Genomic DNA, 24346 nt, shown 5'->3' with positions numbered 1-24346 from the left:
GTCACTCCCTGTCTTCGCGGACGTCTTCGCGGACGTCTTCGCGAATGTTCCCACGGACGTCGCCGCGGATGTTCTCGCGGACGTCTTCCCGGATTTTCTCGCGAATGCTCCCGCGTGCGTTCCCTGTCGTTCCTCTTCGTGCCGTCGGCGGCCGTGCCGCCTGCTGACGGGCCGGTGCCCGCGAGGCCGCGGGCCGCCGCCCGGCGCGGCCGTTCAGGCCAAGCCAGCTTAGAGCCCGCGCGGCCGGTCCCGGGCCACGGGCGGCCAGCGCCTCGGCCGCTCCGGGCTCCTGCTTGGCGTACGACACCAGCATGCCGAGCGCGGCGAGCGTCGGCAGCAGCGCCGATCCGCCGTACGACACCAGCGGCAGCGGGATGCCGGTGACCGGGAAGACCCCGATGACCGCGCCGATGTTGACGACGGCCTGCCCGGCGATCCAGGCGGTGACGGCGGCGGCCGACAGCCGGACGAAGGGGTCCTTCGTCCTGATGGCGATGCGCAGCCCGGCGTACCCGAGCAGGCCGAACAGGGCGACCACCACGAGCGTCCCCATCAGCCCGAGCTCCTCGCCCAGGATGGAGAAGATGAAGTCGCTCTCCGCGTGCGGAACGTAGTTCCACTTCTGCCGGCCCGCGCCGAGCCCCAGGCCGAACCATCCGCCCGAGCCGATGGCCATCAGTCCCTGGGCGGACTGGAACCCCTCGTTCTGCGCGGTCTCCCACACGTGCATGAAGCCGGTGAGGCGGCCGAGCCGGTACGGCTCGACGACGATCATAGTGGCGGTCGCCAGCACGAGCAGCGCGAGGATCCCACCGAACAGCCGCACCGGCGCGCCGACCACCCACAGCAGCGCCAGGAAGATCATCATGAGCACGAGCGTCGTGCCGAGGTCGCGCCCCAGCATGACCAGGACGGCCAGCAGGGCCACACCCGGCATCAGCGGGATCAGCAGCTGGCGCCACTCGATGCGGCCGGAGCGCGCCCGCGTCGCGAGCAGGTCGGCCCCCCACAGCACCAGGGCCAGCTTCGCCGGCTCCGACGGCTGGACCGAGAACGGGCCGATGACGATCCACCGCTGGGCGCCCAGCAGCTCCTGGCCGAGGAAGATGACCATCAGCAGGCCGAGGATCGACAGGCCCATCAGCGGATAGCCCGCCAGACGGAAGAACCGCTGTGGCAACCGGGCGCAGACCCACATCAGGGGAAGCCCGATCGCCACCGACGTGACCTGCTTGAGGAACCAGTAGAACGGGTCGCCGGTCCGCTGCAGCGCCTCGATGCTCGACGCGGACAGCACCATCATCAGCCCGAGCGCCAGCAGCAGCGCGCTGCACCCGAGCACCAGGTGGTAGGACGTCAGCGGGCGGGCGAGCAGCTCGCGCAGGGCGGCGAGCTGGGCGGCGGCCCAGCCGACGGGCTCGGGCCCCTGGCGTTCCGCCTTCCGGGCGGTGGCGGCGCCGGCGGGGCCGGTCGCGGGCCCCGTCACCGGGCCGCCAGCCGCCGCACGGCTCGGGCGAAGGCCTCCCCACGCGCTCCGTAACTCGCGAACATGTCCAGTGACGCCCCGGCGGGGGCGAGCAGCACGGTGTCACCCGGGGTGGCGAGCCGGGCGGCTTCGGTGACGACACGGTCCATGACCCCAGTGTCTTGCCCCGGCACGTCCACCACGGGGACATTCGCGGCGTGTCGCGCCAATGCGCGGCGGATCACATCCCGGTCGGTCCCCAGCAGCACCGCGCCGCGCAGCCGGGGCGCGGCCTGCCGTACGAGGTCGTCGATGTCGGCGCCCTTGAGCTGGCCGCCCGCGATCCACACGACCGACTCGTAGGCGGCCAGCGACGCGGCGGCCGCGTGCGGGTTGGTGGCCTTGGAGTCGTCCACGTAGTCGACCTCGCCGACCCGGGCCACGTGGGCGATCCGGTGGGGGTCGGGCGTGAACTCCCGCAGGCCGCGCCGCACGGCCTCGGGCGGCACGCCGTACGCGCGGGCCAGGGCGGCGGCGGCGAGCGCGTTGGCGACATTGTGCGGCGCGAACGGCCGCACGTCGGCGAGGCAGCACAGCTCCTCCGCCGAGGTGGCGGGGTCGGCCACGAAGGCCCGGTCGACCAGCAGGTCCTCCACGACCCCCAGCTGCCCCGGCCGGGGCACGGCGAGCGTGAAGCCCACCCGTGAGGCGTACGGCTCGGCCAGGCGGGACGACGACGCGTCGTCGGCGTTGTAGACCACCGTCCCCGCTCCCGCGAAGATACGCGCCTTGGCCGCGGCGTACTCCTCCATGGAGCCGTGCCAGTCGATGTGGTCGGGCGCCACGTTGAGCACGGCCCCCGCGAGCGGGGCCAGGGTCGAGGACCAGTGGAGCTGGAAGCTCGACAGCTCCACGGCCAGCACGTCGTAGGGCCCGTCGACGGCCTCGACGATGGGGACGCCGACGTTGCCCACGGCCACGGCCTTGTGCCCGGCCGCGGACAGCATGGACGTGAGCATGCGGACGGCGGTGGTCTTGCCGTTGGTGCCGGTCAGCGCCAGCCAGGGGGCGGCGGGCTCCTGCCGCAGCCGCCAGGCCAGCTCCACCTCCCCGATGACCTCGACGCCCGTGTCCGCGGCGGCGACGAGCAGCGGGTGGGTGGGCCGCCAGCCCGGCGAGGTGACCAGGAGCGAGGTCCCGGCGGGCAGCGCGGGCTCGCCGAAGCGCACCTCCACGCCCAGCTCGGCCAGCTCGGCGGCCGTCGCGCGCTGCCGCTCGCCGTCCGCGGACTCCAGCACGGTCACGCGCTCGCCGCGCGCCGCCAGGGCCCGCGCCGCGGCGGCGCCGGACACGCCGAGGCCGGCGACGACGACGTTCACTGTTTCGGCATCCATTCGAGGTAGAACAGCCCGAGACCGGCGGCGACGCACAGGGCGGCGATCAGCCAGAAGCGCACCACGATCGTCGTCTCGGCCCAGCCCGACAGCTCGAAGTGGTGCTGGAGCGGCGCCATCCTGAAGACGCGTCTGCGGGTCAGCTTGAAGGACCCGACCTGGATGATCACGGACATCGTGATGATCGCGAAAAGGCCGCCCAGGATGACGAGCAGGAGCTGGGTCCTGGTGGTGAAGGCCAGGCCGGCGATCACGCCGCCGAGGGCCAGCGAGCCGGTGTCACCCATGAAGATCTTGGCGGGCGGGGCGTTCCACCACAGGAAGCCCAGGCAGGCGCCCAGCACCGCGGCCGCGACAACCGCCAGGTCGAGCGGATCCCGCACCCAGTAGCAGTTGGGGCCGAAGCCGACCGTCGTGCAGCTGTTGCGCAACTGCCAGTTGCCGATCAGCACGTACGCCGCGAGGACCAGGCAGGTGGCGCCGGAGGCCAGGCCGTCGAGGCCGTCGGTCAGGTTCACCGCGTTCGAGAAGCCCACGATGAAGAACACGACCCAGATCATGAACCCGATGAGCCCGATGGACGGCCCGATGTCCCGCAGGAACGACACGTGCGTGTCGGCCGGGGTGACGGCGTAGGCGTTGGGGAACCGCAGGACCAGCACCGCGAAGATCGCGCCGATGAGGAGCTGCCCGCCCGCCTTGGCGCCGCTGCGCAGGCCCAGGCTGCGCTGCTTGTAGATCTTGATGAAGTCGTCGAGGAAGCCGACCGCGCCGAGGCCCGTCATCAGGAACAGCACCAGCAGTCCCGACGCCGTCGGAGGGTCGGTGACCGCGGAGAAGACGGTCACGCCGTGGGCCACGAAGTAGCCGATCAACGACGCGATGACGATCACCGTGCCGCCCATCGTGGGAGTGCCCTTCTTGTCGTAGTGCCCCGACGGGCCCTCCTCCCGGATGTTCTGGCCATAACCCCTGCGGGCGAACAGCCGGATGGCCAGCGGCGTGCCGACCATGGACAGCATCAGCGAGATCGCCCCCGCGATGAGGATGTTCCTCACCGGGCGTCACCTCCGAGGATCGCCTCGGCGACCCGCTCGAGCGCGGCCGCACGCGGCCCCTTCACCAGCACCACGTCGCCCGGCGCGAGCCGGTCCGACAACTCCCGCACCGCCGCCGCGGCGTCCGGGACGTGGATCGCGCCGGGCGCGCCCCGGAGCACCGGCTCGGCGTCCTCCCCCACGACGACGACGGCCTCCAGGCCCGCGCCCGCGGCCAGCCGCCCGAGGTCCTCGTTGAGCGCCGGGCCGTCCTCGCCGAGTTCGCGCAGCGCGGCGATCACCGCGAACCGCCGCCGTCCCTCACCGATCACCGCGAGGCTGCCGAAGGCGGCCCGCATGGAGTCGGGGTTGGCGTTGTAGGCGTCGTTGATCACGGTCACGCCGTCGGGCCGTTCGCCGACCTCCATGCGCCAGCGGCTGCGCGGCTCGGCCGCCGACAGCTCCTCGGCGATGCCGGCCACCGGCAGCCCCAGTTCGTGCGCGGCCGCCGCCGCGGCCAGGGCGTTCTCCACCGCGTGCGCGCCGTACAGGCGCAGCCGGACCGGGGCGGCGCCGGACGGCGTGCGCAGCGTGAACGAGGCCCGGCCGGCCGCGTCGAGCGTCTCGTCCTCCGCCCGCACGTGCGCCTCAGGCGAGCGTCCGAAGTAGGTCACCCGCGCGCGTGTACGGCCGGCCATCGCGCGCACCAGCGGGTCGTCGGCGTTGAGCACGGCGACCCCGTCGGCGGGCAGCGCCTCGACGAGCTCGCCCTTGGCCTGCGCGATCGCCTCCTTGCCGCCGAACACCCCGAGGTGGGCGGTGCCGACGTTGAGCACCACGCCGATGCGGGGCGGGGCGATCCCCGCGAGGTAGGCGATGTGGCCGATGTTGCGCGCGCTCAGCTCCAGGACCAGGAAGCGCGTGGTCTCGTCGGCCTTGAGGACGGTCAGCGGGTGGCCGATCTCGTTGTTGAACGAGCCGACGGGGGCGACCGTGGGGCCGAGCCGGGCGGTGAGACCGGCCAGCAGGTCCTTGGTCGTGGTCTTGCCCGCGGAGCCGGTCACCCCGGCCACGGTCGCGCCGGGCAGCTCCGACAGCACGGCGGTGGCGAGCGAGGCCAGGGCCGCGAGCGGGTCGCCCACGATCACGGCCGGCGCGTCGACGGGCCGGGTGGCGAGGACGGCGACGGCGCCGGCGTCGCGGGCCTGCCGGGCGAAGTCGTGCCCGTCGGCCCGCTCCCCCTTGATCGCCACGAACAGCGAGCCCGGTCCGGCCGCCCGTGAATCGATCACGACGGGCCCCCGGACCACGGCCGCGGGGTCGGCCGCCTCGTTGAGCGCTCCGGACGTGATCTCGGCGACCCGGGCCAGCGGCAACGGGATCATGGTGTCTTTCCTGCTCTCTTTCGCGTCGCTAACTCGGCCGCCAGGGCACGGCCCGGCCTCGGCTCACGCATCGGCGGCCTCTCGCGCCGCCCGCCGTGCCCCGCTCCGCTCGGCGACGGCCGCGGCGGCCACCTCACGGTCGTCGAAGGGAATGACCTCGCCCCCGACATACTGCCCCTGCTCGTGCCCCTTGCCGGCCACAACTACCACATCTCCGGGCACCGCACCGCCGATCGCCAGACGGATGGCGGCCGCCCTGTCCGGCTCCACGACCACGTGGGCCCGCTCCTCGATAGGTACCCGCAGCGCGCCCTCCAGCATCGCGGCGAGGATCGCGAGCGGGTCCTCCGTCCGAGGATTGTCGCTGGTGAACACGGCGAGGTCGGCGAGGCGGACGGCGGCCTCGCCCATCATCGGGCGCTTGCCGCGGTCGCGGTCGCCGCCGCAGCCCAGCACGATCACCAGGCGGCCTCCCGGCCCGTCGTCCAGCACGGCGCGCAGCGAGCGCAGGACCGACTCCACCGCGCCCGGCTTGTGCGCGTAGTCCACGATCACCTGGACGTCGTCCGCGCCCGGCACCCGCTCCATCCGGCCCGGCACGCCGCCGAACTCGCCGACGCCGGTCACCGCGGCCTGCAGCGGGACCCCGGCCTCCACCAGCGCCACCAGCGCGCCGAGCGTGTTGGCCACGTTGAACGGGCCGGGCAGGGCCACCGACACATCGGCCTCGACCCCGCCGGGACCGACCAGGCGGAACGTGCTGCCCGCGGAGCCGAGGCGCACGTCCTCGGCGCGCCAGTCGGCCTCCGGCGCCCCGGTGGCGGAGAACGTGGTGATCGGGATCTTGGCCGTCGCGGCCAGCTCCCGTCCGTGGGCGTCGTCGACGTTCACCACGCCCGCCCGGCTGAACTCGGGGGTGAACAGCCGTGCCTTGGCCGCGAAGTAGTCGTCAAGGTCGCGGTGGAAGTCCAGGTGGTCCTGCGAGAGGTTGGTGAAGATCGACACGTCGTAGAACAGGCCGTCCACGCGGCCGAGGGCCAGGGCGTGGCTGGAGACCTCCATGGCCGCCGCGCTCACGCCCCGCTCGCGCATCAGCGCGAACAGCCCCTGCAGGTCGGTCGCCTCGGGGGTGGTGAGCTCGGGGACGAACCGCACGTCGCCCGCGCGGATCTCCACGCCGCCGACCAGGCCGGTGCGGTGGCCCGCCGCCCGCAGGCCCGCCTCCAGCAGGAACGTCGAGGTGGACTTGCCGCTGGTGCCGGTGACGCCGATGAGCGTGATGCCGGCCGCGGGCTTGCCGTACACCCAGGCGGCGACCTGCCCGAGCACCGCCCTCGGATCGGGCACGACGAGCACCGGCAACCCGGTGGCGACGGCCCGGTCGCGGCCGTCGGCGTCGGTCAGGATCGCCGTCGCGCCCGACGCCAGGGCGTCGGCGGCGAACTCCGCGCCGTGCCGGGCCTTCCCGGGCGCGGCCACGTACAGGTCGCCGCGCCGCACCCGGCGCGAGTCGAGGGTGATGCCGGTGACCGTGCCGCGCACCGCCCGCGCTCCTGGGGACGGGACGGCCGACGACGTGCCGAGCAGGGACGCCAGGGCGGACAGCGGACGGGCCTGGGCGGCCTCTGGACGCATGGACGACGGGGAACGCACGGCGAGAGCGTACCCCTCTCCGTCGCCCGTCCCGGCCACTCCGGCTCCGGTCACGCCGCCGTCACTCCGACGGGCGAAGGACCATCGCGGGCGCCTTCGTGCCGGTCGGCGGGATCTTCCTGTTCTTCAACGCGAAAGTCATGACGTCCTTGAACACCGGGGCGGCGACGGAGCCGCCGTAGTGGTCCTTCTTCGGGTCCTGGATGACCGCCAGGGCCATCAGCCGGGGCTGGTCCGCGGGGGTGAAACCGACGAACGTGGCGGTGTACCCGCAGTATCCCGCGCACTTCTCGTCGTACCGCATGGCGGTGCCGGTCTTGCCCGCGACACGGTAGCCCTCGATGGAGGCCTCCTCTCCCGTGCCCTCGTGGCCCACCACGGCCTCCAGCATGAGCGCGATCTTGTTTGCGGTGGTCTGGCTGATCACCCGGGTGCCCTTGGCCGGGGGGCTGGGGACGAACGCGCCGTGCGCGTCGGTGGTGCCCGCCACGATCGAGGGGGTCATCCGCACTCCGCCGTTGGCGATCGTCTGGTAGACGCTGGCCATCTGCAGCGCGGTGACCGAGATGCCCTGGCCGTAGGCGATCGTACAGCGCTGACTGCCCGACCACGTCTGCCACTGGGGCAGCAGGCCGGCCTGCTCGCCGGGGACCCCGGATCCGCTGCGCGCACCGAATCCGAAGGACCGGAACATGTCGTACAGCCGCTGGCTGGGGATCTTCTCCGATACCATGATCGTGCCCACGTTGCTCGACTCGGCGAGGATCCCGGTGAACGTCAGCGGCTCCGGCTTGTGCGGGTGGGCGTCCTTGAGCTGCTGGTCGGCACACTGGATGTGGTCGGGCACGCGGAAGACGGTCTCGGGGGTGACCGCGCCCGCCTCCATCGCCGCCGCGGCCGTGATCACCTTGTTGGTGCTGCCGGGCTCGAACACCTCCGACACGGCCCGGTTGGTGCGCTCATCCGCCGGGGCCGACTGCCAGTCGTTGAGGTCGGCCTGGGGCGCGTTCGCCATGGCGAGGATCTGCCCGGTCCGCACGTCCATGACGATCACGCTGCCGCTGCGGGCCCGGCTCTCGCGGACCTGCCGGTCGAGCGCCTGCTCCGCGGCCCACTGGAGGTCCCTGTCGATGGTCAGGCGGACGTCCCGGCCGGGCACCGGCGCCTCGCGCTGGCTGCGCGTCATGGGGATGCGCTGCCGGTTCGCGCCGAGCTCGACGCTCTGCTTGCCGTCCTTGCCCGCCAGGATGTCGTCGTACGCGCTCTCCAGGCCCTCCAGGCCCCTGCCGTCGACGCCGACGAAGCCGAGCAGGCCGCCCGCGAGCGTGCCTCCGGGATAGAGGCGGCGGTAGGTCTCCTTCGCGCCCACGCCCTTGAGCTCGAAGCCCATGATGCGCTTGGCCCGCGGCGGCTCGACGTCGCGGGCGAGCGGGATGTACCGCTGGGTGGTCTTGGCCAGCGCGGCCGCGATCTCCTCCTTGGGCTTGTTCAGCTCCCGCGCCAGCGTGGTGGCGACCAGGTCGCGCTTGGCCGGGTCGACGTCCTTGGGGTCGACGTAGATCTCCCTGGCCTCGACCGTCACGGCGAGGTCGTGGCCCCCGGCGTCGGTGATCGAGCCGCGCTTCGCCGGCAGGGTCTCGGGCCGCACGCGCTGCTCGGCGGCCCTCGCCTGCAGCACCTTGGAGTCGAACCCCTGGAGCTGGACCAACCGGCCGGCGAACAGCGACAGCACGATCGCCATCACGACCAGCGCCGCCCGCAGCCGCCGGGCGGGGTTGCCCAGCCGGAGCACGGCGGGCGGACGCGGCGGGCCCGGCGGGCCCGAGAAACGCTGCGAGCCCGGCAGCCACTGCGGGCCGGAGGGGCGCGGCGGGCCCGAGGACCGCTGCGGACCGGAGGGGCGCTGCGAGCCGGAAGGGCGCGGCGGGGCGCCGCCGGCGCGGGAACGGCCCCCGCCGGTGCCGCCTGCCCCGCCGGGCGCTCCCTGCGTGGACGGCCTCGGCGCGGACGGCCTCGGCGTGGAGGGCCGTGGCGCGCCGGACCTGCCCGGAGCGCCTCCCGTCGAGGGAACACCGTCTCCGGTCGTTCCCGATGTCCCCGGGACGCCGGGTCTGCCGGAAACGCCGGGCTTTCCGGGGGCGCCTGACCTTCCGGGGGACTTTCCCGAAGCGCCGGGTTTTCCGGAGACATCTGGCTTTCCGGAGACGCCGGGCCTTCCCGAGGAGCCGGGCCTTCCTGGGGCGCCGGACTTTCCTGAGACACCGGGCTTTCCCGAGGAGCCGGACTTTCCGGAAGCGCCGGGACGCGGATCGCCGGCGGCCGCGGTGCGTGGGCGGCCGGCAGCGCCGGACGCGCCTCCTCGCCCGCCGTGACCCGGCACGCCGCTGCGCGGCCCGCCGGTGCGCCGGCCGGGCGACTCGCCGCCACGGCCGTTCCTGATGTCGTCGCGCCCGCCCGTGGCGTCGCGAGCACCGTCCGCCCGGCCGCCGCCCCGGCCGCCTCCGCCTTCCGGAGCGCCTCCGGTCCGGCCGCGCCGGGACGGGCCGCCCGTCGCGTCGTCGCGTCCGGGGTCGGCAGGACGGCCGGGACGGCCCGGCCTCGGCGGCCCGTCCTGGCGGGACGGCCGCCCCGGGGAGCCCGGGCTCCTCCTGTCACCGCCCGGGCCCTGGCCACCGCCTCGCCCATTGGGACCCCCGCGGCCGGGACCCGGGTTCCGGCCGCTGTCTCTCACCGGTCCGTGCCCTCCTTCTGGGCCTGCTCCTGCGTCGCCGCGCCGCCTCCCGCGTCGATGAACTTCGGCGGGGACGCGTCGGGTTCGAGTCCCTGCGCCGCGGCCTGCTCCTTCACCGCGTTCGGCTGCGTCCACTGGCGGAGCTGGTTCTCCTGCTCCGCGGCCTGCTCGTGCAGCTCGTCGATGCTCGACTGCAGGTCGCTCAGCCTGAACGAGTCCTGCGAGAGGACCACGTTCAGCAGCAGGAGGGTCACCAGGCCACCGCACATAAGGCCCACGACGAGCAGCACGAAGGGCGCACGCGGCGGCCGCCGGAACGCCCGCCGCGCCATTGTGGCACGCGCGGTCGCCGCCGGCCGGGTTTCCGAACCACCGCGCCGGACGCGCCGCGGAGCGGGCGCGACCTCGGGGAGGCCGCGGGCCTCACGGGACGGCGCGGGACGGGTGGCCGTGCGCGATGTGGGCGTGCGGGACGCGGCCGTACGCGATGCGGCCGTGCCGGAAGTGGCGGGGGCGGCCGTACGCGCCCGGGAGCCGTCGCGATTCGGGGCCGCGACGGATCCCGCGGACGCCGCCGCGCCGCCGCGGGGGGCCGGGACCGCCTCACGCGCTCGGGCGTCGCCTGTCGTGGGCGCGCCGGGACGGACGCGGCGCTTGTCCGGAGCGGCGACGGCCTCGTCCGCCGTCGCGGCGGTCCGGCCCGGCGTGCGGCCGGGCACGCGGGGCGGCGCGGCCGTGCGCCCGGCCGTCCTCCTGCTCTCCTGCTCTGTCCTCATCCCTCGCGGATCCTCTCTGCCGCCCGCAAGCGGGCCGAGGCCGCCCGCGGATTGCGGGCCACCTCCTCGTCGTCCGGGAGCTCCGCTCCCCTCGTCAGAAGGCGGAACCGGGGCTGGTGAGCCTCCAGGGGGACCGGCAGCCCGGGGGGGCTGGTGTCCCTGGTTCGCGCCGCGAGAACCTGCTTGGTGAGCCGGTCCTCAAGGGAGTGGTAGGCGAGCACGACCACGCGCCCGCCCAGCGTCAGCGCGCCGAGCGCGGCGGGGAGCGCGTGCTCGAGCGCCGACAGCTCTCCGTTCACCTCGATGCGCAGCGCCTGGAACGTTCTCTTGGCCGGGTTGCCTCCGGTCCGCCTCGTGGCGGCGGGTATCGCCGCGCGGACCAGATCGGCAAGCCGTTTCGTGCTGGTGATGGGGTCCTTGGCGCGCTCCTTCACGATGAGGTTCGCGACGCGTGCCGCGAAGCGCTCCTCGCCGTAGTCGCGCAGGATGCGGGTGAGGTCCGCGGCGGAGTAGGTGTTCACCACAACCTCGGCGGTGAGCTCCTGCTCGCGGTCCATCCGCATGTCGAGGGGGGCGTCGTAGGAATAGGCGAAACCGCGCTCGGCCTCGTCGAGCTGAGGGGAGGACACGCCGAGGTCGAACAGGGCGGCGTTCACGCGGGGCCGTCCGGCGTCACGGAGCACGTCGGCCAGTTCGTCGGAGACGGCGCGCACCAGGGTGATCCGGTCCGCGTACGGCGCGAGCCTGGCGGTGGAACGCTCGATGGCGGTGGGGTCGCGGTCGATGCCGACGAGGTGGAGGGAGGGGTGGGCGGCCAGAAGCGCCTCGGCGTGCCCGCCGAGGCCGAGGTTGGCGTCCACGGCCACCGGGTCCGGTCCGGACAACGCCGGAGCGAGCAACTCCAGCACGCGATCGAGCATGACCGGAACGTGACCACCCGGCTGACCGGGCTCTTGCGACAACGCTTCCAACCCCCATTTACGCCGCAGTACTCGCGGATTCGCGGCTGTGCCGCCGGTGACTACCCAACGGACCCCCACCCATGCCGGTTCCCGGGGAACCGACCCGTCCGGCCAGGTCCCCATCCGCGTCGCCGGCCGTGGCGTCTGACACCGGGGAAGGTGCATCAGCTGCCACATGGGAGCGGGTGGAGACCTCGCCGAACGTCACCGACGGGTCAATTGATCAAAAGAATGGACCGATCTACAGAATCCCGGGCAGCACCTCCTCCGACAGATCGGAGAATGCCTGCTCCTGGGTCTCCAGGTAGGTGTCCCATGCCTGGGCGTCCCAGATCTCCAGTCGCGTGTTGGCGCCGATCACGACGCAGTCACGTTCCAGCCCGGCGTACCGCCGCAGCGTCTGGGGAATCGTGATGCGTCCCTGCTTGTCCGGTACCTCGTCGGACGCGCTGGCGAAGAAGACACGGCTGTAGTCGCGGACCGCCTTCGCCGTCACCGGAGCGGTACGCAGGGCCTCGGTGATGCGCTGGAACTCCTCTACGGGGAAGACGTAGAGGCAGCGCTCCTGGCCTTTGGTGATCACCAGACCCTCCGCCAGCTCCTCGCGATACTTCGCCGGCAGGAACAGCCGTCCTTTGTCGTCGAGGCGCGGGTGGTGGGTGCCGAGGAACACCGGACCCACCTCCTGTGCCTTGCGGAGCGCTCAGCGCTATAGCCCCTGCCCTCCACTGCGCACCACCATACTCCACTTCTCCCCACCGTCAACTGATTCTGAACGTGTCGGCATTCAAAATCGGCGGCGTTTTCGCAGGTGAAACGGGGTGGGTCGGAGTGGGGCGCGGCGGCGCCCCCACCCCTCGCGCGGGCGTGTCGGGCATCACGGAAACCCCGGCGCGTACGGGGTTCCCGGCGGCACCGGGAGCCCGGTGGAGGAACTCGGTGGGGGGAAGTGGAGCGCGCCGGGGCGCCGCGGCTTCACGTGTCACGGGATGTCACGGGATTCGGACGAACGCGCCACGTGACCGTGAAGGGATGCCACAACACTGTGGGCAGTTCACCCGGATTTCCGGACAAAGTCGCCCCAGAACCAGAGGGGACATAGGGTCGGTACACAGAATGGAAAAGGAACGTATAACGCCCCATTCTCGGGGACGCACCCTCATGGAGGCCTGGTGGCAGTAACTCCCGACGTCACCGATGCTTCAGCCCGGCTCGAGGATCTGATCGACACCGCCCACCGGATCCGCAACTCGATCGAATCAGTGATCGAGGGCAAGAGCGACGTCGTCCGCCTCACTATCACCGTGCTCCTGGCGGAGGGCCACCTGCTGATCGAGGACGTGCCCGGCGTGGGCAAGACGATGCTCGCCAAGGCCTTGGCGCGCTCTATCGACTGCCCGGTCAAGCGCGTCCAGTTCACCCCCGACCTGCTGCCGAGCGACATCACCGGTGTCAGCGCGTACAACCAGCAGACGCGGGAGTTCGAGTTCAAGCCCGGACCGGTCTTCGCCAACATCGTCGTCGGCGACGAGATCAACCGCGCCTCCCCCAAGACGCAGTCCGCCCTCCTTGAGTGCATGGAGGAGCATCAGGTCACGGTCGACGGCGTGACCTACGCGCTGGAGTCGCCGTTCATGGTCATCGCGACCCAGAACCCGATCGAGATGGAGGGCACCTATCCCCTCCCCGAGGCGCAGCGCGACCGCTTCACCGCCAAGATCGCCATGGGATACCCGGAACCGGCCGCCGAACTGGAGATGCTCGACGTGCACGGCGCCTCACAGCCGCTGGACAAGATGGAGGCGGTGGCGACCACGACCGAGGTGGCCGCGCTGATCCAGGCCGTGCGCGCGGTCTACGTCTCCCAGCCGGTCAAGCGCTACGCCGTCGACCTGGTCTCGGCCACCAGGCACTCCCCCGACCTGCGGCTCGGCGCCTCCCCGCGTGCCACCCTTCATCTGGTGCGCAGCGCGCGGGCCCACGCCGCGCTGTCCGGCCGCGACTACGTGATCCCGGACGACCTGCAGGACCTGGCCGTCCCCGTGCTGGCGCACCGCCTGCTGCCCAGCCTGGAGGCGCAGGGGCAGCGCCGCCACCCCGAACAGCTCGTCGGCGAGCTGGTGCGGCGCGTCCCGGTCCCCGACGCCAAGTAGCGGACGCGAGTGAGCAGGGTGCGAGTGGGGCCGGTGCGCGCCCGGCGACGCGACAGTGAGCAAGTGACGGAGGGCCCATGATCGGGCTGAAGGCTCTGACCCCGCGAGGACGCTCGTTCCTCGCCTCGGGCGTGGCGGCCCTGCTGTGCGCCCTCGTCCTCGGCGAGCAGGACCTGCTGCGCGTGTCCGTGATGATCATCGCGATGCCGTTGATCGCGTCGCTGGTCGTGGCCCGCACGCGTTACCGGCTGGCCTGCGCCAGACGGCTCACCCCGGCGCGGGTACAGGCCGGCGAGGAGACCACGGTCACCCTGCGGCTGGAGAACGTCACCCGGCTGCCCACCGGACTGCTGCTGGTGGAGGACACCCTGCAGTACGCGCTGGGCACGCGGCCGAGGTTCGTCCTCGACCGGATGGAGTCGCGCGGCGTCCGGGAGATCGACTACAAGGTGAGCTCGGACCTGCGCGGGCGCTTCCCGATCGGGCCGCTCTCGGTGCGGATCGCCGACCCGTTCGGGCTGGTCGAGCTGGCCCGCTCGTTCACCATCACCGACACGCTCGTGGTCACGCCCGAGGTGGTGCCGCTGCCGCCGGTGCGCCTTTCCGGCGAGTACAGCGGCGGCGGCGACAGCCGTACGCGGTCGGTCGCGGCGGCGGGCGACGACGACGTGGCGCCCCGCGAGTACCGGCAGGGCGACGACCTGCGCCGGGTCCACTGGCGCTCGACCGCGCGGCACGGCGAGCTGATGGTCAGGCGCGAGGAGCAGGAGTGGCAGAGCCGGGGCGCGCTGCTGCTCGACACCCGCAGGCACGCCCACCGGGGCGAGGGGCCGCGCTCGTCGTTCGAGGTCGCGGTCTCCGCCGCCGCGTCCATCGGCGTGCACCTGTCCGCGGAGGGGCTCGCCCTGCGCCTGGTCACCGACCAGGGCGCGCGGCACGTGGTGGACACCGGCCAGTCGTGGTCGCTGCTCGACACCCTCGCCGTCGTCCGGCCGAGCACGGCGCGCTCACTGGAACACGGCGTCGGCGCGCTGCGCCAGGGCGGCGGTGAGGGGCTGATCATCGCGGTCCTCGGGGCGCTCGACCCCGAGGAGGCCCGGACTCTCGCCCAGCTCAGGCACGCGGGCGTGACCGCCGTCGCGATCCTGCTCGATCTCGCCTCCTGGGACCGCGCTTCCGGGCACGGGGCCTCCTGGGACGCCGTCGCCGAGGAGAACGCGCGAGCCGCGCGGTCGATCCTGACCGGTGCGGGGTGGCGGGTGCTCGACCTGCCCGCGGGCGCCTCGCTCGCCGGCGTGTGGCCGGAGGCCGGAAACAAGAGGAGCGCGGCCTGAGCCGGCCGCTCCGGCGGGACGGAAGGTAGGAAGCAATGAAACTGCCGGTTGCGGCAGGGCTGGCCACGGCGGCCGTCACGATCACGCTCTACCCGCTCTTCGAGGGCGGCACCTGGTTCTGGTCCTGTCTGGGGGCGATCCTCGTCACCACCGTGGCCGGGGCGGTGGCCTCCCACCTGGGCGCCCGCCCGTGGGTGGCGCCCGCCGTGACACCCGTGGCGGTCCTGCTCTACCTGACGCTCGTCTTCACGCCGGACGAGGCATGGCTGCGGATCATCCCGACCAAGGACTCGCTCGCCGGGCTGGCCGAGCTGATCGGCTCCGGGTTCGACGACATCCAGCGGTACGCCGCCCCGGTGCCGGACAACGCCGGCATCATGCTGCTCACCACGGCGGGCGTGGCGCTGATCGCCCTGCTCGTGGACGTCCTCGCGGTGCGGCTGCGCCGGGCGGCGCTGGCCGGGCTGCCGCTGCTCGCCCTGTTCACCGTGCCCGCAGCGGTGATCACGGAGCCGATCGGGTGGATCGCGTTCGTCGTCGCGGCGTTCGGTTACGTCGGCCTGCTCGTCGCCGACGGGCGGGAGCGCCTGAGCCGCTGGGGCCGGGCCGTCGTGGTACGCCGTTCCGCCGGCTCCGCGCGCGGCGCCGCTCCCGACACCGAGCGGCTCGCCCTGTCGGGCAAGCGCATCGGCGTGACGGCGATCGCGCTGGCGGTCCTGGTGCCCGCGGTGCTACCCGCCCTCTCCCCCGATCCGCTGTTCGGCTTCGGCGTCGGCAACGGCCTCGGCGGGGGCGGCGGCAACATCGGCATCCCCGACGCCATCGCCAAGCTCGGCGGCCAGCTCAGGCAGCAGCGCAACGCGACCGTGCTCACCTACACCAGCAGCGACAACGTGCCGCGCTACCTGCGGATCTACTCTCTCGACATCTTCGACGGGACGAAGTGGACGCTGGCCCCGCTGCGCGGACGCCCGGAGGACCGCGTGTCGGAGGGGCCGCTGCCGCCCGCTCCCGGGCTCCGGCCAGGGGTCTCGGTGAAGCGCGCCGAGATGCGGGTCACGATGAGCGATGAGATCGACAAGCTCAACTTCCTGCCGCTGCCGTATCCGGCCAGGCAGGTCGACGCGGACGGCGACTGGCGGGCGGACCGGTCCTCGCTCATGGTCTTCTCCACCGATGACGAGGCGGCCGGGCTGGACTATCGGGTGGTGACCGAGGAGCCCGATCCCACCGTGACCGAGCTGCGCACGGCGGTGACCCTCCCGGAAAGCGACCGCTACCTGCAACTGCCCGACGGGATCGACCCCCGGGTGGCCGCCCTCGCGCGCCGGGTCACCGCCGACGCCGCCACACCGTACGAGGCCGCGGTGGCGCTACAGGAGTGGTTCACCCGGAACGGCCGGTTCACCTACGACGTGCGCGCGTCGGGGTCGGGCGCGCAGGCGCTGTCCCGCTTCCTGCTGCGCGACCGCACCGGCTACTGCGAGCAGTTCGCCGGGGCGATGGCCGTGATGGCGCGCCTGCTCAACATCCCGGCGCGGGTGTCGATCGGATACACGGGCGGCACCAAGATCGGCGACGAGTGGACGGTCCGCACCCACGACGCCCACGCCTGGCCGGAGCTGTTCTTCGACGGGATCGGCTGGCTGCGGTTCGAGCCCACCCCCGCCGGGGCCGCCGGGCAGGGCACGGCCCAGGTGCCGCTGTACTCGCTGCCCGTCACGCCGACGGACGGTCCCACGGCGAACCCGTCCGACGGGCCGTCGGCGAACGAGGAGGACGACGGCGACCAGAGCGCGGGGCCGGCCCGGCCGAACCCACGCCAGCTCGACCGCGACCTCGACGGCACGGCCATCGCGGCCGACCCGGGCACGCCCGTGCCCGTCAAGATCGGCATCGGCGCCGCCGCCGCGCTCGCGCTGCTGTTGCTGCCCGCCGCCGCGCGGCTCGCGATGCGCCGCCGCCGCCTTCGCCGGATCACGCGGACGGCGACGGGAGGCCACGCGGCCTGGGCCGAGCTGCGCGACATGCTCACGGACCTGGGGATGGCCGGGGAGCCGAGCGAGACGCCGCGCGCGCTCGGCCGCAGGATCGGCGAGCGATACGCGCTCGGGCCGCAGGCCGCCGAGTCGCTCACCCGCGTCGTCACGTCCGAGGAACGACTCAGGTACGCTCCCACGCCCTCGGCGTCGGGGCCCGCACCGGCGGACCTGCACCGGATCAGGCGCGATCTGGCGTCGAAGGCCTCACGGTGGCGGCGCCTGGGGGCCGTGTTCGCCCCGATGTCCGTCCTGCTGCGGGTGCGGGCGGCCGGCGAGGGCGCGCTCGACGTGTTCGACCGGCTGGAGGGACTGCGGCCCCGGCTCTGGCGGGCGCGGCCCGATGGAACGCGAACGGTCACGCCGGAGCGCCCGGGCGACGCCCGGGCCGGAGCGGGCGACCTCGACAGGGAGCGGACCCTCACCGGCTCCCGCCGCTGATCGGCCGGCCCCCGGCGGCCGCTCGTCAGACGAGAGGGGGCCGGGGGCGCCGGTCGCCGCAGACGACTCGGTGGGCCCGGGAAGCGGGCCCACCGGCGGTGGCTCGGATTCAGATGGGGATCAGTGCTCGTCGTGGCGGCGGCGCCAGCGCTCTTCCATGCGCTCCATGAAGCTCTGGCGCTGGGGGCGGCGGCCGCGGCTGCGGGTCGGCGGGGAGTCACCGAACCCGTTCATACGCTTCCAGCTCGACAGGCCCCACAGGCAGGTGGCCAGCATGACCACGAAGCCGGCGGCACCGAGCCAGATCTGGGCCGCGACGACGCCGACCATCAGCAGGACCACGCCGAGTGCGAAGCCTATGGAGGCCTTCACCAGGCGGCGCTTGTAGTGGCTGCGCGGATCGCTGATCCGTACGGTGTTCGCCCACTTCGGGTCCTCGGCATAGAGGGCCTGCTCGATCTGGTCGAGCAAGCGCTGCTCGTGCTCAGACAGCGGCACGGCGCCTCCCAAGGACGGCCCCATTCAGGGGAAGACGGCAACGGACGACACGGGGTGTCCGAACCTCGCGGTCGGTTATCCCCAGAATACGAGGCCTCAGACGTAGGCGAAAGAAAACGTCCAACGCGGTCCAAACCGGAGGTGACGTCATAGACCTATTGGACCAAACGGACGCCGAACAAGCGATGCCGGCTTCACCGCGTCCGGGCCGAAACGGCGAGCCGCCCGGTCCATGGCCTGTTCGGCCTCCCGCCAGCCGGTCTCCCGCTCCCCCAGGCCCAGCTGACGCGTCGCCGCGGCGGCCGGGATCAGGTTCTCCACACGCACGCCGACCAGCCGCAACCGCACCCGCTCCAGCCCGGCGGCCTCGTAGAGCTCGCATGATGTGTCGAAAATCTCCTTCGCGACGTCGGTCGCCTCGCGCAGCGTACGCGACCGGGTGATGGTCGTGAAGTCGGATCGACGGAGTTTGACGCTGACCGTGCGGCCGACGTGCCCACCGGCCCGCAGGCGCGCGGCCACCCGCTCCGACAGTCGCAGCAGCTCACGCCTGATCGTCTCGGGGTCGTCGACGTCGTGCGGGAACGTCTCCTCGTTGCCGATGCTCTTGTCGGGCGCGTGCGGCACCACCCGGCGTTCGTCGCGCCCCCAGGCCAGGGCCGCAAGGTGCGCGCCGACGGCGCCGAACTCGCGCTGGAGCGTCGCCACCGGCACCTGGGCCAGGTCTCCCACGGTGCGGATGCCCAGCCGTACGAGGGCCTGCTCGGTGCGCTCTCCCACGCCCCACAGGGCGGCGACGGGCAGCGGGTGCAGGAACTCCACGACCCGGTCGGCCGGGACCACCAGCAGGCCGTCCGGCTTGCACTGGCGCGAGGCGAGCTTGGCCACGAACTTCGTGCTCGCCACCCCCACCGAGCAGGTGATGCCGAAGCGCTCGGCCACCTGGGCGCGGATCATCCGGGCGATGTCCGCGGGGCTGCCGAGCCTGCGGCGGGCCCCGCCGACGTCGAGGAACGCCTCGTCGGAGGCGATCGGCTCCACTTCGGGGGTGATCGCCTTGAAGATCTCCATCACGCCGCGGGACACCTCGGCGTACGCGGCGTGGCGGGGCGGGATGACCGTGGCCTGCGGGCAGATGCGCCGGGCCCGGGTCATCGGCATCGCCGAGTGGACCCCGAACCTGCGGGCCTCGTAGGTGGCGCTCAGCACGACCCCGCGCGCGCCGGTGGCGCCGACGATGACCGGGGTGCCCCGCAGCTCCGGACGGTCGAGCAGCTCGACGCTGGCGTAGAAGGCGTCCATGTCCACGTGCAGGATGTGGCAGCCGCTGTCGTCGACCGGCCCGTCCGGCGGTGGCGACGGATCCCGAGGCAGCAGCTGGTTCCGGGACATGAGGTCACCCTACCCGACCACCGCGCTATCCGAACGTCTTTTCTACTGGCGGTAGGCGATGACGTGGATCTGGGTGGCGACGTCGCGGAGCACGGGATGGGTGGCCGCCGCCCGCTCCAGCGCGACGAGGCCCTCGGGGTCGCCCTCGGCCAACATGCCCGGGACGAGGTCGGCGAAGATCCGCACGCCGTGCACCTCGCCGACGGTGAACCCGGCGCCCGCGAGCAGCGCGCCCAGCGTCTCGCGGGAGAAGCGGCGCGGCGTGGGGTCGCGGTCGCCCCAGCGGCCCGCCGGGTCCGACAGCACCCGGCGCGCCTCGTCGAAGTGACCGGCCAGCGAGCGGTGGACGGCGGCGGCGACCGAGTTGGCGGCCAGCACGCTCACCACGCCGCCCGGCCGCAGGATGCCGCCGACCGCGCCCAGCGCCCCCGCCGGGTCCTCGACGTACTCCAGCACGCTGTGGCACAGCACCAGGTCGGCGCTGCCGGGCTCCAGCAGGTCGCCGAGGTCGGCGGCGTCGCCCTGCAGGCCCTTCACGCCGACGCCCGTCTCGGCGGCGCGGCGCTCCAGCGCGGCCAGCGAGTCGGGGGTCGGGTCGACCACGGTCACGGCGTGCCCGAGCGTGGCCAGCGGCACGGCGAAACCGCCCGTGCCGCCGCCGGCGTCGACGATGTCGAGCGTGTCGCGCCCGGTGGCGGCCGTCCGCTCGGCCAGGAGCGCGCGAAGCGCCTCCCAGACGACGGCGCGGCGTGTGGCGTCACGCACTTACGGCCTCCCTATCGGGCCTGACGGAGCTGTCGGGCCTCTCGGAGCTGTCGGCCTCCCGGAACCGCCGCAGCCGCGGGAGCTGCCGGGCTGCCGGACCGAGGGGCCGTGGGGTCAGAGCGAAAGCGAGGGCTTGAGCTGCTTGAAGCGGGCCAGCAGCCCGTTGACGAACTGCGGCGACTCGTCGGTCGACAGCTCCGCGGCCAGGTGCACCCACTCGCTGATGACCACGCCCTCCGGAACCTCCTCCGACCACAGCATCTCGTAGGTCCCGCCGCGCAGGACGTTGCGGTCCACGGCCGGCATGCGCTCCAGGGTCCAGCCCTCGGCGTACGTCGAGATCAGCTCGTCGATGCGGTCCAGGTGCCGGACCACGCCCTCGACGAGGAAGGAGGTGTACTCGTTGACCGGCGGGTCGGCCCGCTCCACCCGCTCGGCGAGCACGTTGAGTGGGCTGAGCTGCCGGGCCTCGGCCTCGAAGAGAATGTCCAGCGCGCGGCGGCGGGCCTTCCCCCGAGCCGACACGTCAGGCCCGACCGAGGTACTCGCCGGTGCGAGTGTCGACCTTGACCTTCTCGCCGGTCGTGATGAAGAGCGGGACCTTGATCTCGGCGCCGGTCTCCAGGGTGGCGGGCTTGGTGCCGCCGGTGGAGCGGTCGCCCTGCAGGCCCGGGTCGGTGTGCGAGATCGTCAGCTCCGCGGCCGCCGGGAGGTCGACGTACAGCGGGTTGCCCTCGTTGAAGGCGATGGTCGCGGTCGTGTTCTCCAGCATGTAGTTGGCCGCGCTGCCCACCACGTCACGCGGGATGTTGACCATGTCGTAGGTCTCGGTGTCCATGAACACGAAGTCGTCGCCGTCGAGGTAGGAGTACTGCATGTCGCGCTTGTCGACGTTCGCCACGTCGACCTTCACGCCGGCGTTGAAGGTCTTGTCGACGACCTTCCCGGACAGGATGTTCTTGAGCTTGGTGCGGACGAACGCACCGCCCTTACCCGGCTTGACGTGCTGGAACTCGACAACGGTCCACAGCTCCCCACCGTCGAGCTTGAGCACGAGTCCGTTCTTCAGGTCGTTCGTCGTCGCCACGTAGCGTCTCCCGCGTGCGGCTGCCCTACAGGACGAGCAGCTCCTTGGTCGTCAGTGTGAGAAGCTCCGGCCCGTCACCACGCGTCACAAGCGTGTCCTCGATGCGCACACCGCCCCTGCCCGGGAGATAGACCCCCGGCTCGACGGTGATCGGAACTCGATCCTCTAGTCTACCGGTCCTGCCAGGGCCCAGGAACGGCAGCTCGTGGATCTCCAGTCCGACTCCGTGACCCAGCCCGTGGCCGAACCGCTCGGCGTGACCCGCCTCCGCGATCACCTCGCGCGCCGCCGCGTCCACCTCGTGCGCCGTCGCCCCCGCCCGTACGGCGTGGCGGCCCGCGCGCTGGGCCTGCCGTACGAGGTCGTGGAGGTCACGCTGCCAGGGGGCGGGCGGGCCCACCGCGACCGTGCGGGTCATGTCCGCGTGGTAGCCGTCGTAGCGGGCGCCGAAGTCCATGGTCACCAGGTCGCCCCGCTCGACCTGCCGGCCGGAGGGCGAGTGGTGCGGGATCGAGCCGTTGGGGCCGCTCGCCACGATGGAGTCGAAGGCCGGCTTGTCGGCGCCGAGCTCGACCATGACGGCCTCCAGCCACCGGGCGATCTCCCGCTCGGTGACGCCGGGGGCGATGCGCCCCAGGACCGCGGAGAACGCCTCGTCGGTGATCGCGCAGGCGCGCCGCAGCGCGGCGATCTCCCCCTCGTCCTTCACGGCTCTGACGGCCTCCACGAGGCCGCCGACCGGATGGAGGCCGGCGTGCTCGGCGGTCAGCCGCTGGAACAGCCCCACCGGCATGTGGTCGGCCTCCACCGCGACCCGCGCCGCGCCCGGCACGCGGCCGAGCAGCACCCCCGCGACGTCGCGGTCCTCGATCACCTCGACGCCCGGGCACACCGCCTGGGCCGTCTCCAGGTAGCGCGAGTCGGTGGCGAGCGCGGCCTCACCCGTCGCGGTGACGAGCACGGCGGCGTTGGAACTGCTCAGGCCGGTCAGATAACGGACGTTGACCGGCCAGGTGACCAGAGCGGCGGCCGCGTCGTGCCCGGGGAGCGCCGCGGCCAGCCGCGCGCGGCGAGTTTCGTACGTCACGCCCGGACTCTACGCCCGCACGGCGCCCCTCACACGCCGCGGCCGGGGCATCCCGCGCCGCGCCGCCCACTCGGGCGGCGCGACGGCGCGGGGCGACGGCGCAGGACGGCGCGGGGGCGCCGGTTGCCCGCGCCGGCCGGACGGCTCAGGCCGCCATGTCCCTGATCTTCTCGATGAGCCGCACACGCTCCTCGTGGGTGTGGGCCACGGGGGCGACGTTGAGCGTGGTCACCCCGGCCTCGCGCAGCGCGGCCAGCCGCTCCCGCACGTGGCCCTCCGGGCCGATCAGCGAGACGCGCTCCAGCAGCTCCCTGGGCACCAGCGCCTCGGCCTCCTTCTTTTTGCCCTCCAGGTAGAGGTCCTGGATCTGCTCGGCCTCCTTCTCGTAGCCGTAGCGGCGGGCGAGGTCGTTGTAGAAGTTCCTGCCCTTGGCGCCCATGCCTCCGATGTAGAGGGCGGCCATGGATCGGCCCAGCTCAAGCACGCCGTCGACGTCGTCGCCGATCGCGAGCACGGCCTGCGCGACCACGTCCAGCTCGCCGAGAGCGGGATCCCTGCGCTCGCGACCGGCGGCCAGCGAGGGGCCCCACACCTCGCCGGCCTTCTCCGGCATGTAGAAGATCGGCTCCCAGCCCTCGGCCAGCTCGGCGGCGAGCTCCACGTTCTTCGGCCCGATGGCGGCGATCACGATCGGGATGCGCTCGCGCACGGGGTGGTTGATCAGCTTGAGCGGCTTGCCGAGGCCGGTGCCGCCTTCCAGAGGCAGCGTGTAGTGCCTGCCGGAGTACTCCAGCCGCTCGCGCCGCCAGACCTTGCGGCAGATCTCGATCACCTCGCGGGTGCGGCCGAGCGGCGCGGTGTACGGCACGCCGTGGAAGCCCTCGATCACCTGCGGGCCGGAGGCGCCGAGGCCGAGCGTGAACCGCCCGTCGGAGACGTAGTCGAGACCGGCGGCCGTCATGGCCAGCAGGGCCGGCGTACGGGAGTAGATCGGCAGGATGCCCGAGGCGATCTGCAGCCGCTCGGTCCTCGCCGCGATGTAACCGAGCTGGCTGACGGCGTCGAAGCTGTACGCCTCGGCCACGAACACGATGTCGAGCCCGGCCTTCTCGTAGTCGGCCAGCTCGGCGACGGTCTCCTTGAAGCCCCCCGAGTAGTTGAGGGCCATCCCGATCCGCATCCGCTTCGTCCTTCCGCGCTTGAACCCGCCAGTAACCGAATGATGTTCCGTACTCGGGTCCCAAGGCTAGCCAGCGGGAGCGGTCGTGACCACCGTCAGGGGCGGCGGCCGACGCCTCCGAGCACCGGCAGGAAGCCGCCGCGCAACGGCAGCGCGTCGAACTCGGGGCGCCACTCGTTCAGCGGCACCGTGCCCGGCTCGACCATGTCGAACCCGTCGAAGAACCGGGCGATCCGCGCCGCCGGCCTGGCCTCGAAGGGCGCGTTGGCCCTGCCGTAGACGCCGCCCGCCGCGGCCATCGCCTCCGGAACGGGGTCGGAGCAGGCGTGCGAGATGACGACGTGGCTCCCGGAGGGAAGCACTTCCCGGTAGGCCGCCACGATCCCTTCCGGGTCCTCCTCGTCCGGCACGAAGTGGAGGCAGGCCACCAGCAGCAGCGCGACGGGCCGGTCGAAGATGAGACCGGCCGCCGACGCCGCGGCGACGATCTCCTCGGGCCTGCGCAGGTCGCCCTCCAGGAAGCGCACCCGCGGATCGCCCTCCAGCAGGGCCCGCGCGTGCGCGGCCACCACCGCGTCGTTGTCCACGTACGTCACGACCGAGTCGGGGGCCTCCTTCAGCGCGATCTCGTGGACATTGCCCTGCGTCGGCAGCCCGGCGCCGAGGTCGAGGAACTGGCGGATGCCGCACTCGGCCGCCAGGTAGCGCACGGCCCGGCCGAGGAACGCGCGGTTCTCCCGCACGGCCTCCCGCACGTGCCCCTGAGACAGCTCGATGATCCGCTCGGCCGCCGCCCGGTCGGCCGGGAAGTGGTTCTTGCCGCCCAGGTAGTAGTCGTACATGCGGGCGACGTTGGGGTGAGTGACGTCGAACCCGCCGGGCGCCTGCTCCGTCATGACACCGCTCCCTGCTCGGCCGGACTGCTTGCGCGATCATTGTGATGGGGCTCACCATTGGCGGCGAATCG

Annotated in this window: 20 protein-coding genes; 3 read left to right on the top strand and 17 right to left on the bottom strand. The window is 73.0% G+C overall.

The window, feature by feature from the left end; translation table 11 throughout:
* Position 1 precedes the first annotated feature (1 nt).
* The 9 genes from ftsW to mraZ form a co-directional block, all read right to left on the bottom strand.
* Positions 2–1486 carry a putative lipid II flippase FtsW gene (gene ftsW / locus BXA11_RS01840; protein ID WP_083743877.1) on the bottom strand — a complete coding sequence of 495 codons (1485 nt, stop codon included), beginning with the start codon at positions 1484–1486 and terminating at the stop codon, positions 2–4.
* Positions 1483–2859 (bottom strand): UDP-N-acetylmuramoyl-L-alanine--D-glutamate ligase, encoded by a 1377-nt coding sequence (murD, locus tag BXA11_RS01835; RefSeq protein ID WP_076432164.1) that lies wholly within the window; start codon positions 2857–2859, stop codon positions 1483–1485. Before murD ends, ftsW begins: the two co-directional genes overlap by 4 nt.
* Positions 2841–3917, bottom strand: coding sequence for a phospho-N-acetylmuramoyl-pentapeptide-transferase (gene mraY / locus BXA11_RS01830; RefSeq protein WP_030509048.1), 1077 nt, complete (start codon positions 3915–3917; stop codon positions 2841–2843). Before mraY ends, murD begins: the two co-directional genes overlap by 19 nt.
* Positions 3914–5281, bottom strand: a complete 1368-nt coding sequence (locus BXA11_RS01825) for a UDP-N-acetylmuramoyl-tripeptide--D-alanyl-D-alanine ligase (protein WP_030509047.1) — start codon at positions 5279–5281, stop codon at positions 3914–3916. The genes mraY and BXA11_RS01825 overlap by 4 nt, the downstream gene beginning before the upstream one ends.
* 63 nt (positions 5282–5344) lie before the next feature.
* The gene (locus tag BXA11_RS01820) at positions 5345–6916 is read right to left on the bottom strand and encodes a UDP-N-acetylmuramoyl-L-alanyl-D-glutamate--2,6-diaminopimelate ligase (RefSeq protein ID WP_076432457.1); all 1572 of its coding nucleotides are present in this window, start codon (positions 6914–6916) and stop codon (positions 5345–5347) included.
* 79 nt (positions 6917–6995) lie between these two features.
* Complete coding sequence (locus tag BXA11_RS01815) at positions 6996–8726, bottom strand: peptidoglycan D,D-transpeptidase FtsI family protein (protein WP_239104823.1); 1731 nt, start codon at positions 8724–8726, stop codon at positions 6996–6998.
* A gap of 935 nt (positions 8727–9661) precedes the next feature.
* Entirely contained in the window at positions 9662–10441 is a 780-nt protein-coding gene (ftsL, locus tag BXA11_RS01810; RefSeq protein WP_143734039.1) for a cell division protein FtsL, read from the bottom strand.
* Entirely contained in the window at positions 10438–11361 is a 924-nt protein-coding gene (gene rsmH, locus BXA11_RS01805; RefSeq protein WP_083743875.1) for a 16S rRNA (cytosine(1402)-N(4))-methyltransferase RsmH, read from the bottom strand. The genes ftsL and rsmH overlap by 4 nt, the downstream gene beginning before the upstream one ends.
* A gap of 283 nt (positions 11362–11644) precedes the next feature.
* Positions 11645–12076 carry a division/cell wall cluster transcriptional repressor MraZ gene (gene mraZ, locus BXA11_RS01800; protein ID WP_030509042.1) on the bottom strand — a complete coding sequence of 144 codons (432 nt, stop codon included), beginning with the start codon at positions 12074–12076 and terminating at the stop codon, positions 11645–11647.
* 499 nt (positions 12077–12575) lie between these two features.
* On the opposite strand from mraZ, the gene BXA11_RS01795 reads away from it, so the two are divergent.
* The 3 genes from BXA11_RS01795 (at position 12576) to BXA11_RS01785 (ending at position 17370) form a co-directional block, all read left to right on the top strand.
* Positions 12576–13556 carry an AAA family ATPase gene (locus BXA11_RS01795; RefSeq protein WP_030509041.1) on the top strand — a complete coding sequence of 327 codons (981 nt, stop codon included), beginning with the start codon at positions 12576–12578 and terminating at the stop codon, positions 13554–13556.
* A gap of 77 nt (positions 13557–13633) precedes the next feature.
* Positions 13634–14890, top strand: a complete 1257-nt coding sequence (locus BXA11_RS01790; RefSeq protein ID WP_076432159.1) for a DUF58 domain-containing protein — start codon at positions 13634–13636, stop codon at positions 14888–14890.
* A 35-nt stretch (positions 14891–14925) separates the two neighbouring features.
* Complete coding sequence (locus tag BXA11_RS01785; RefSeq protein WP_076432157.1) at positions 14926–17370, top strand: transglutaminase TgpA family protein; 2445 nt, start codon at positions 14926–14928, stop codon at positions 17368–17370.
* Positions 17371–17490: 120 nt separating this feature from the next.
* Here BXA11_RS01785 and BXA11_RS01780 read toward each other — a convergent pair whose 3' ends face one another.
* From BXA11_RS01780 to BXA11_RS01745, 8 genes are all read right to left on the bottom strand, one after another.
* Positions 17491–17868: a DUF3040 domain-containing protein gene (locus BXA11_RS01780; protein WP_030509038.1), complete on the bottom strand. Its 378-nt coding sequence runs from the start codon at positions 17866–17868 to the stop codon at positions 17491–17493.
* A 147-nt stretch (positions 17869–18015) separates the two neighbouring features.
* Positions 18016–19260: a DNA polymerase IV gene (locus BXA11_RS01775; RefSeq protein ID WP_076432155.1), complete on the bottom strand. Its 1245-nt coding sequence runs from the start codon at positions 19258–19260 to the stop codon at positions 18016–18018.
* A 42-nt stretch (positions 19261–19302) separates the two neighbouring features.
* Positions 19303–20025, bottom strand: coding sequence for a methyltransferase domain-containing protein (locus BXA11_RS01770; protein WP_030509036.1), 723 nt, complete (start codon positions 20023–20025; stop codon positions 19303–19305).
* A gap of 114 nt (positions 20026–20139) precedes the next feature.
* Positions 20140–20550, bottom strand: a complete 411-nt coding sequence (nusB, locus tag BXA11_RS01765) for a transcription antitermination factor NusB (protein ID WP_030509035.1) — start codon at positions 20548–20550, stop codon at positions 20140–20142.
* A gap of 1 nt (position 20551) precedes the next feature.
* Positions 20552–21112, bottom strand: coding sequence for an elongation factor P (gene efp, locus BXA11_RS01760; protein WP_030509034.1), 561 nt, complete (start codon positions 21110–21112; stop codon positions 20552–20554).
* 25 nt (positions 21113–21137) lie between these two features.
* Positions 21138–22199 (bottom strand): M24 family metallopeptidase, encoded by a 1062-nt coding sequence (locus BXA11_RS01755; protein ID WP_076432153.1) that lies wholly within the window; start codon positions 22197–22199, stop codon positions 21138–21140.
* Between the two features lie 145 nt (positions 22200–22344).
* Positions 22345–23379 (bottom strand): LLM class F420-dependent oxidoreductase, encoded by a 1035-nt coding sequence (locus tag BXA11_RS01750; RefSeq protein ID WP_076432151.1) that lies wholly within the window; start codon positions 23377–23379, stop codon positions 22345–22347.
* 95 nt (positions 23380–23474) lie between these two features.
* On the bottom strand, positions 23475–24275 hold the full coding sequence (locus tag BXA11_RS01745; protein ID WP_076432149.1) for an SAM-dependent methyltransferase: 801 nt from the start codon (positions 24273–24275) through the stop codon (positions 23475–23477).
* Positions 24276–24346 lie beyond the last annotated feature (71 nt).

The sequence above is a fragment of the Microbispora rosea genome, from assembly GCF_900156315.1.
GTDB classification, from domain to species: Bacteria; Actinomycetota; Actinomycetes; order Streptosporangiales; family Streptosporangiaceae; genus Microbispora; species Microbispora rosea.
Note: the sequence above shows the minus strand (reverse complement) of the source record. Positions and strands in the feature narration are given on the sequence as shown.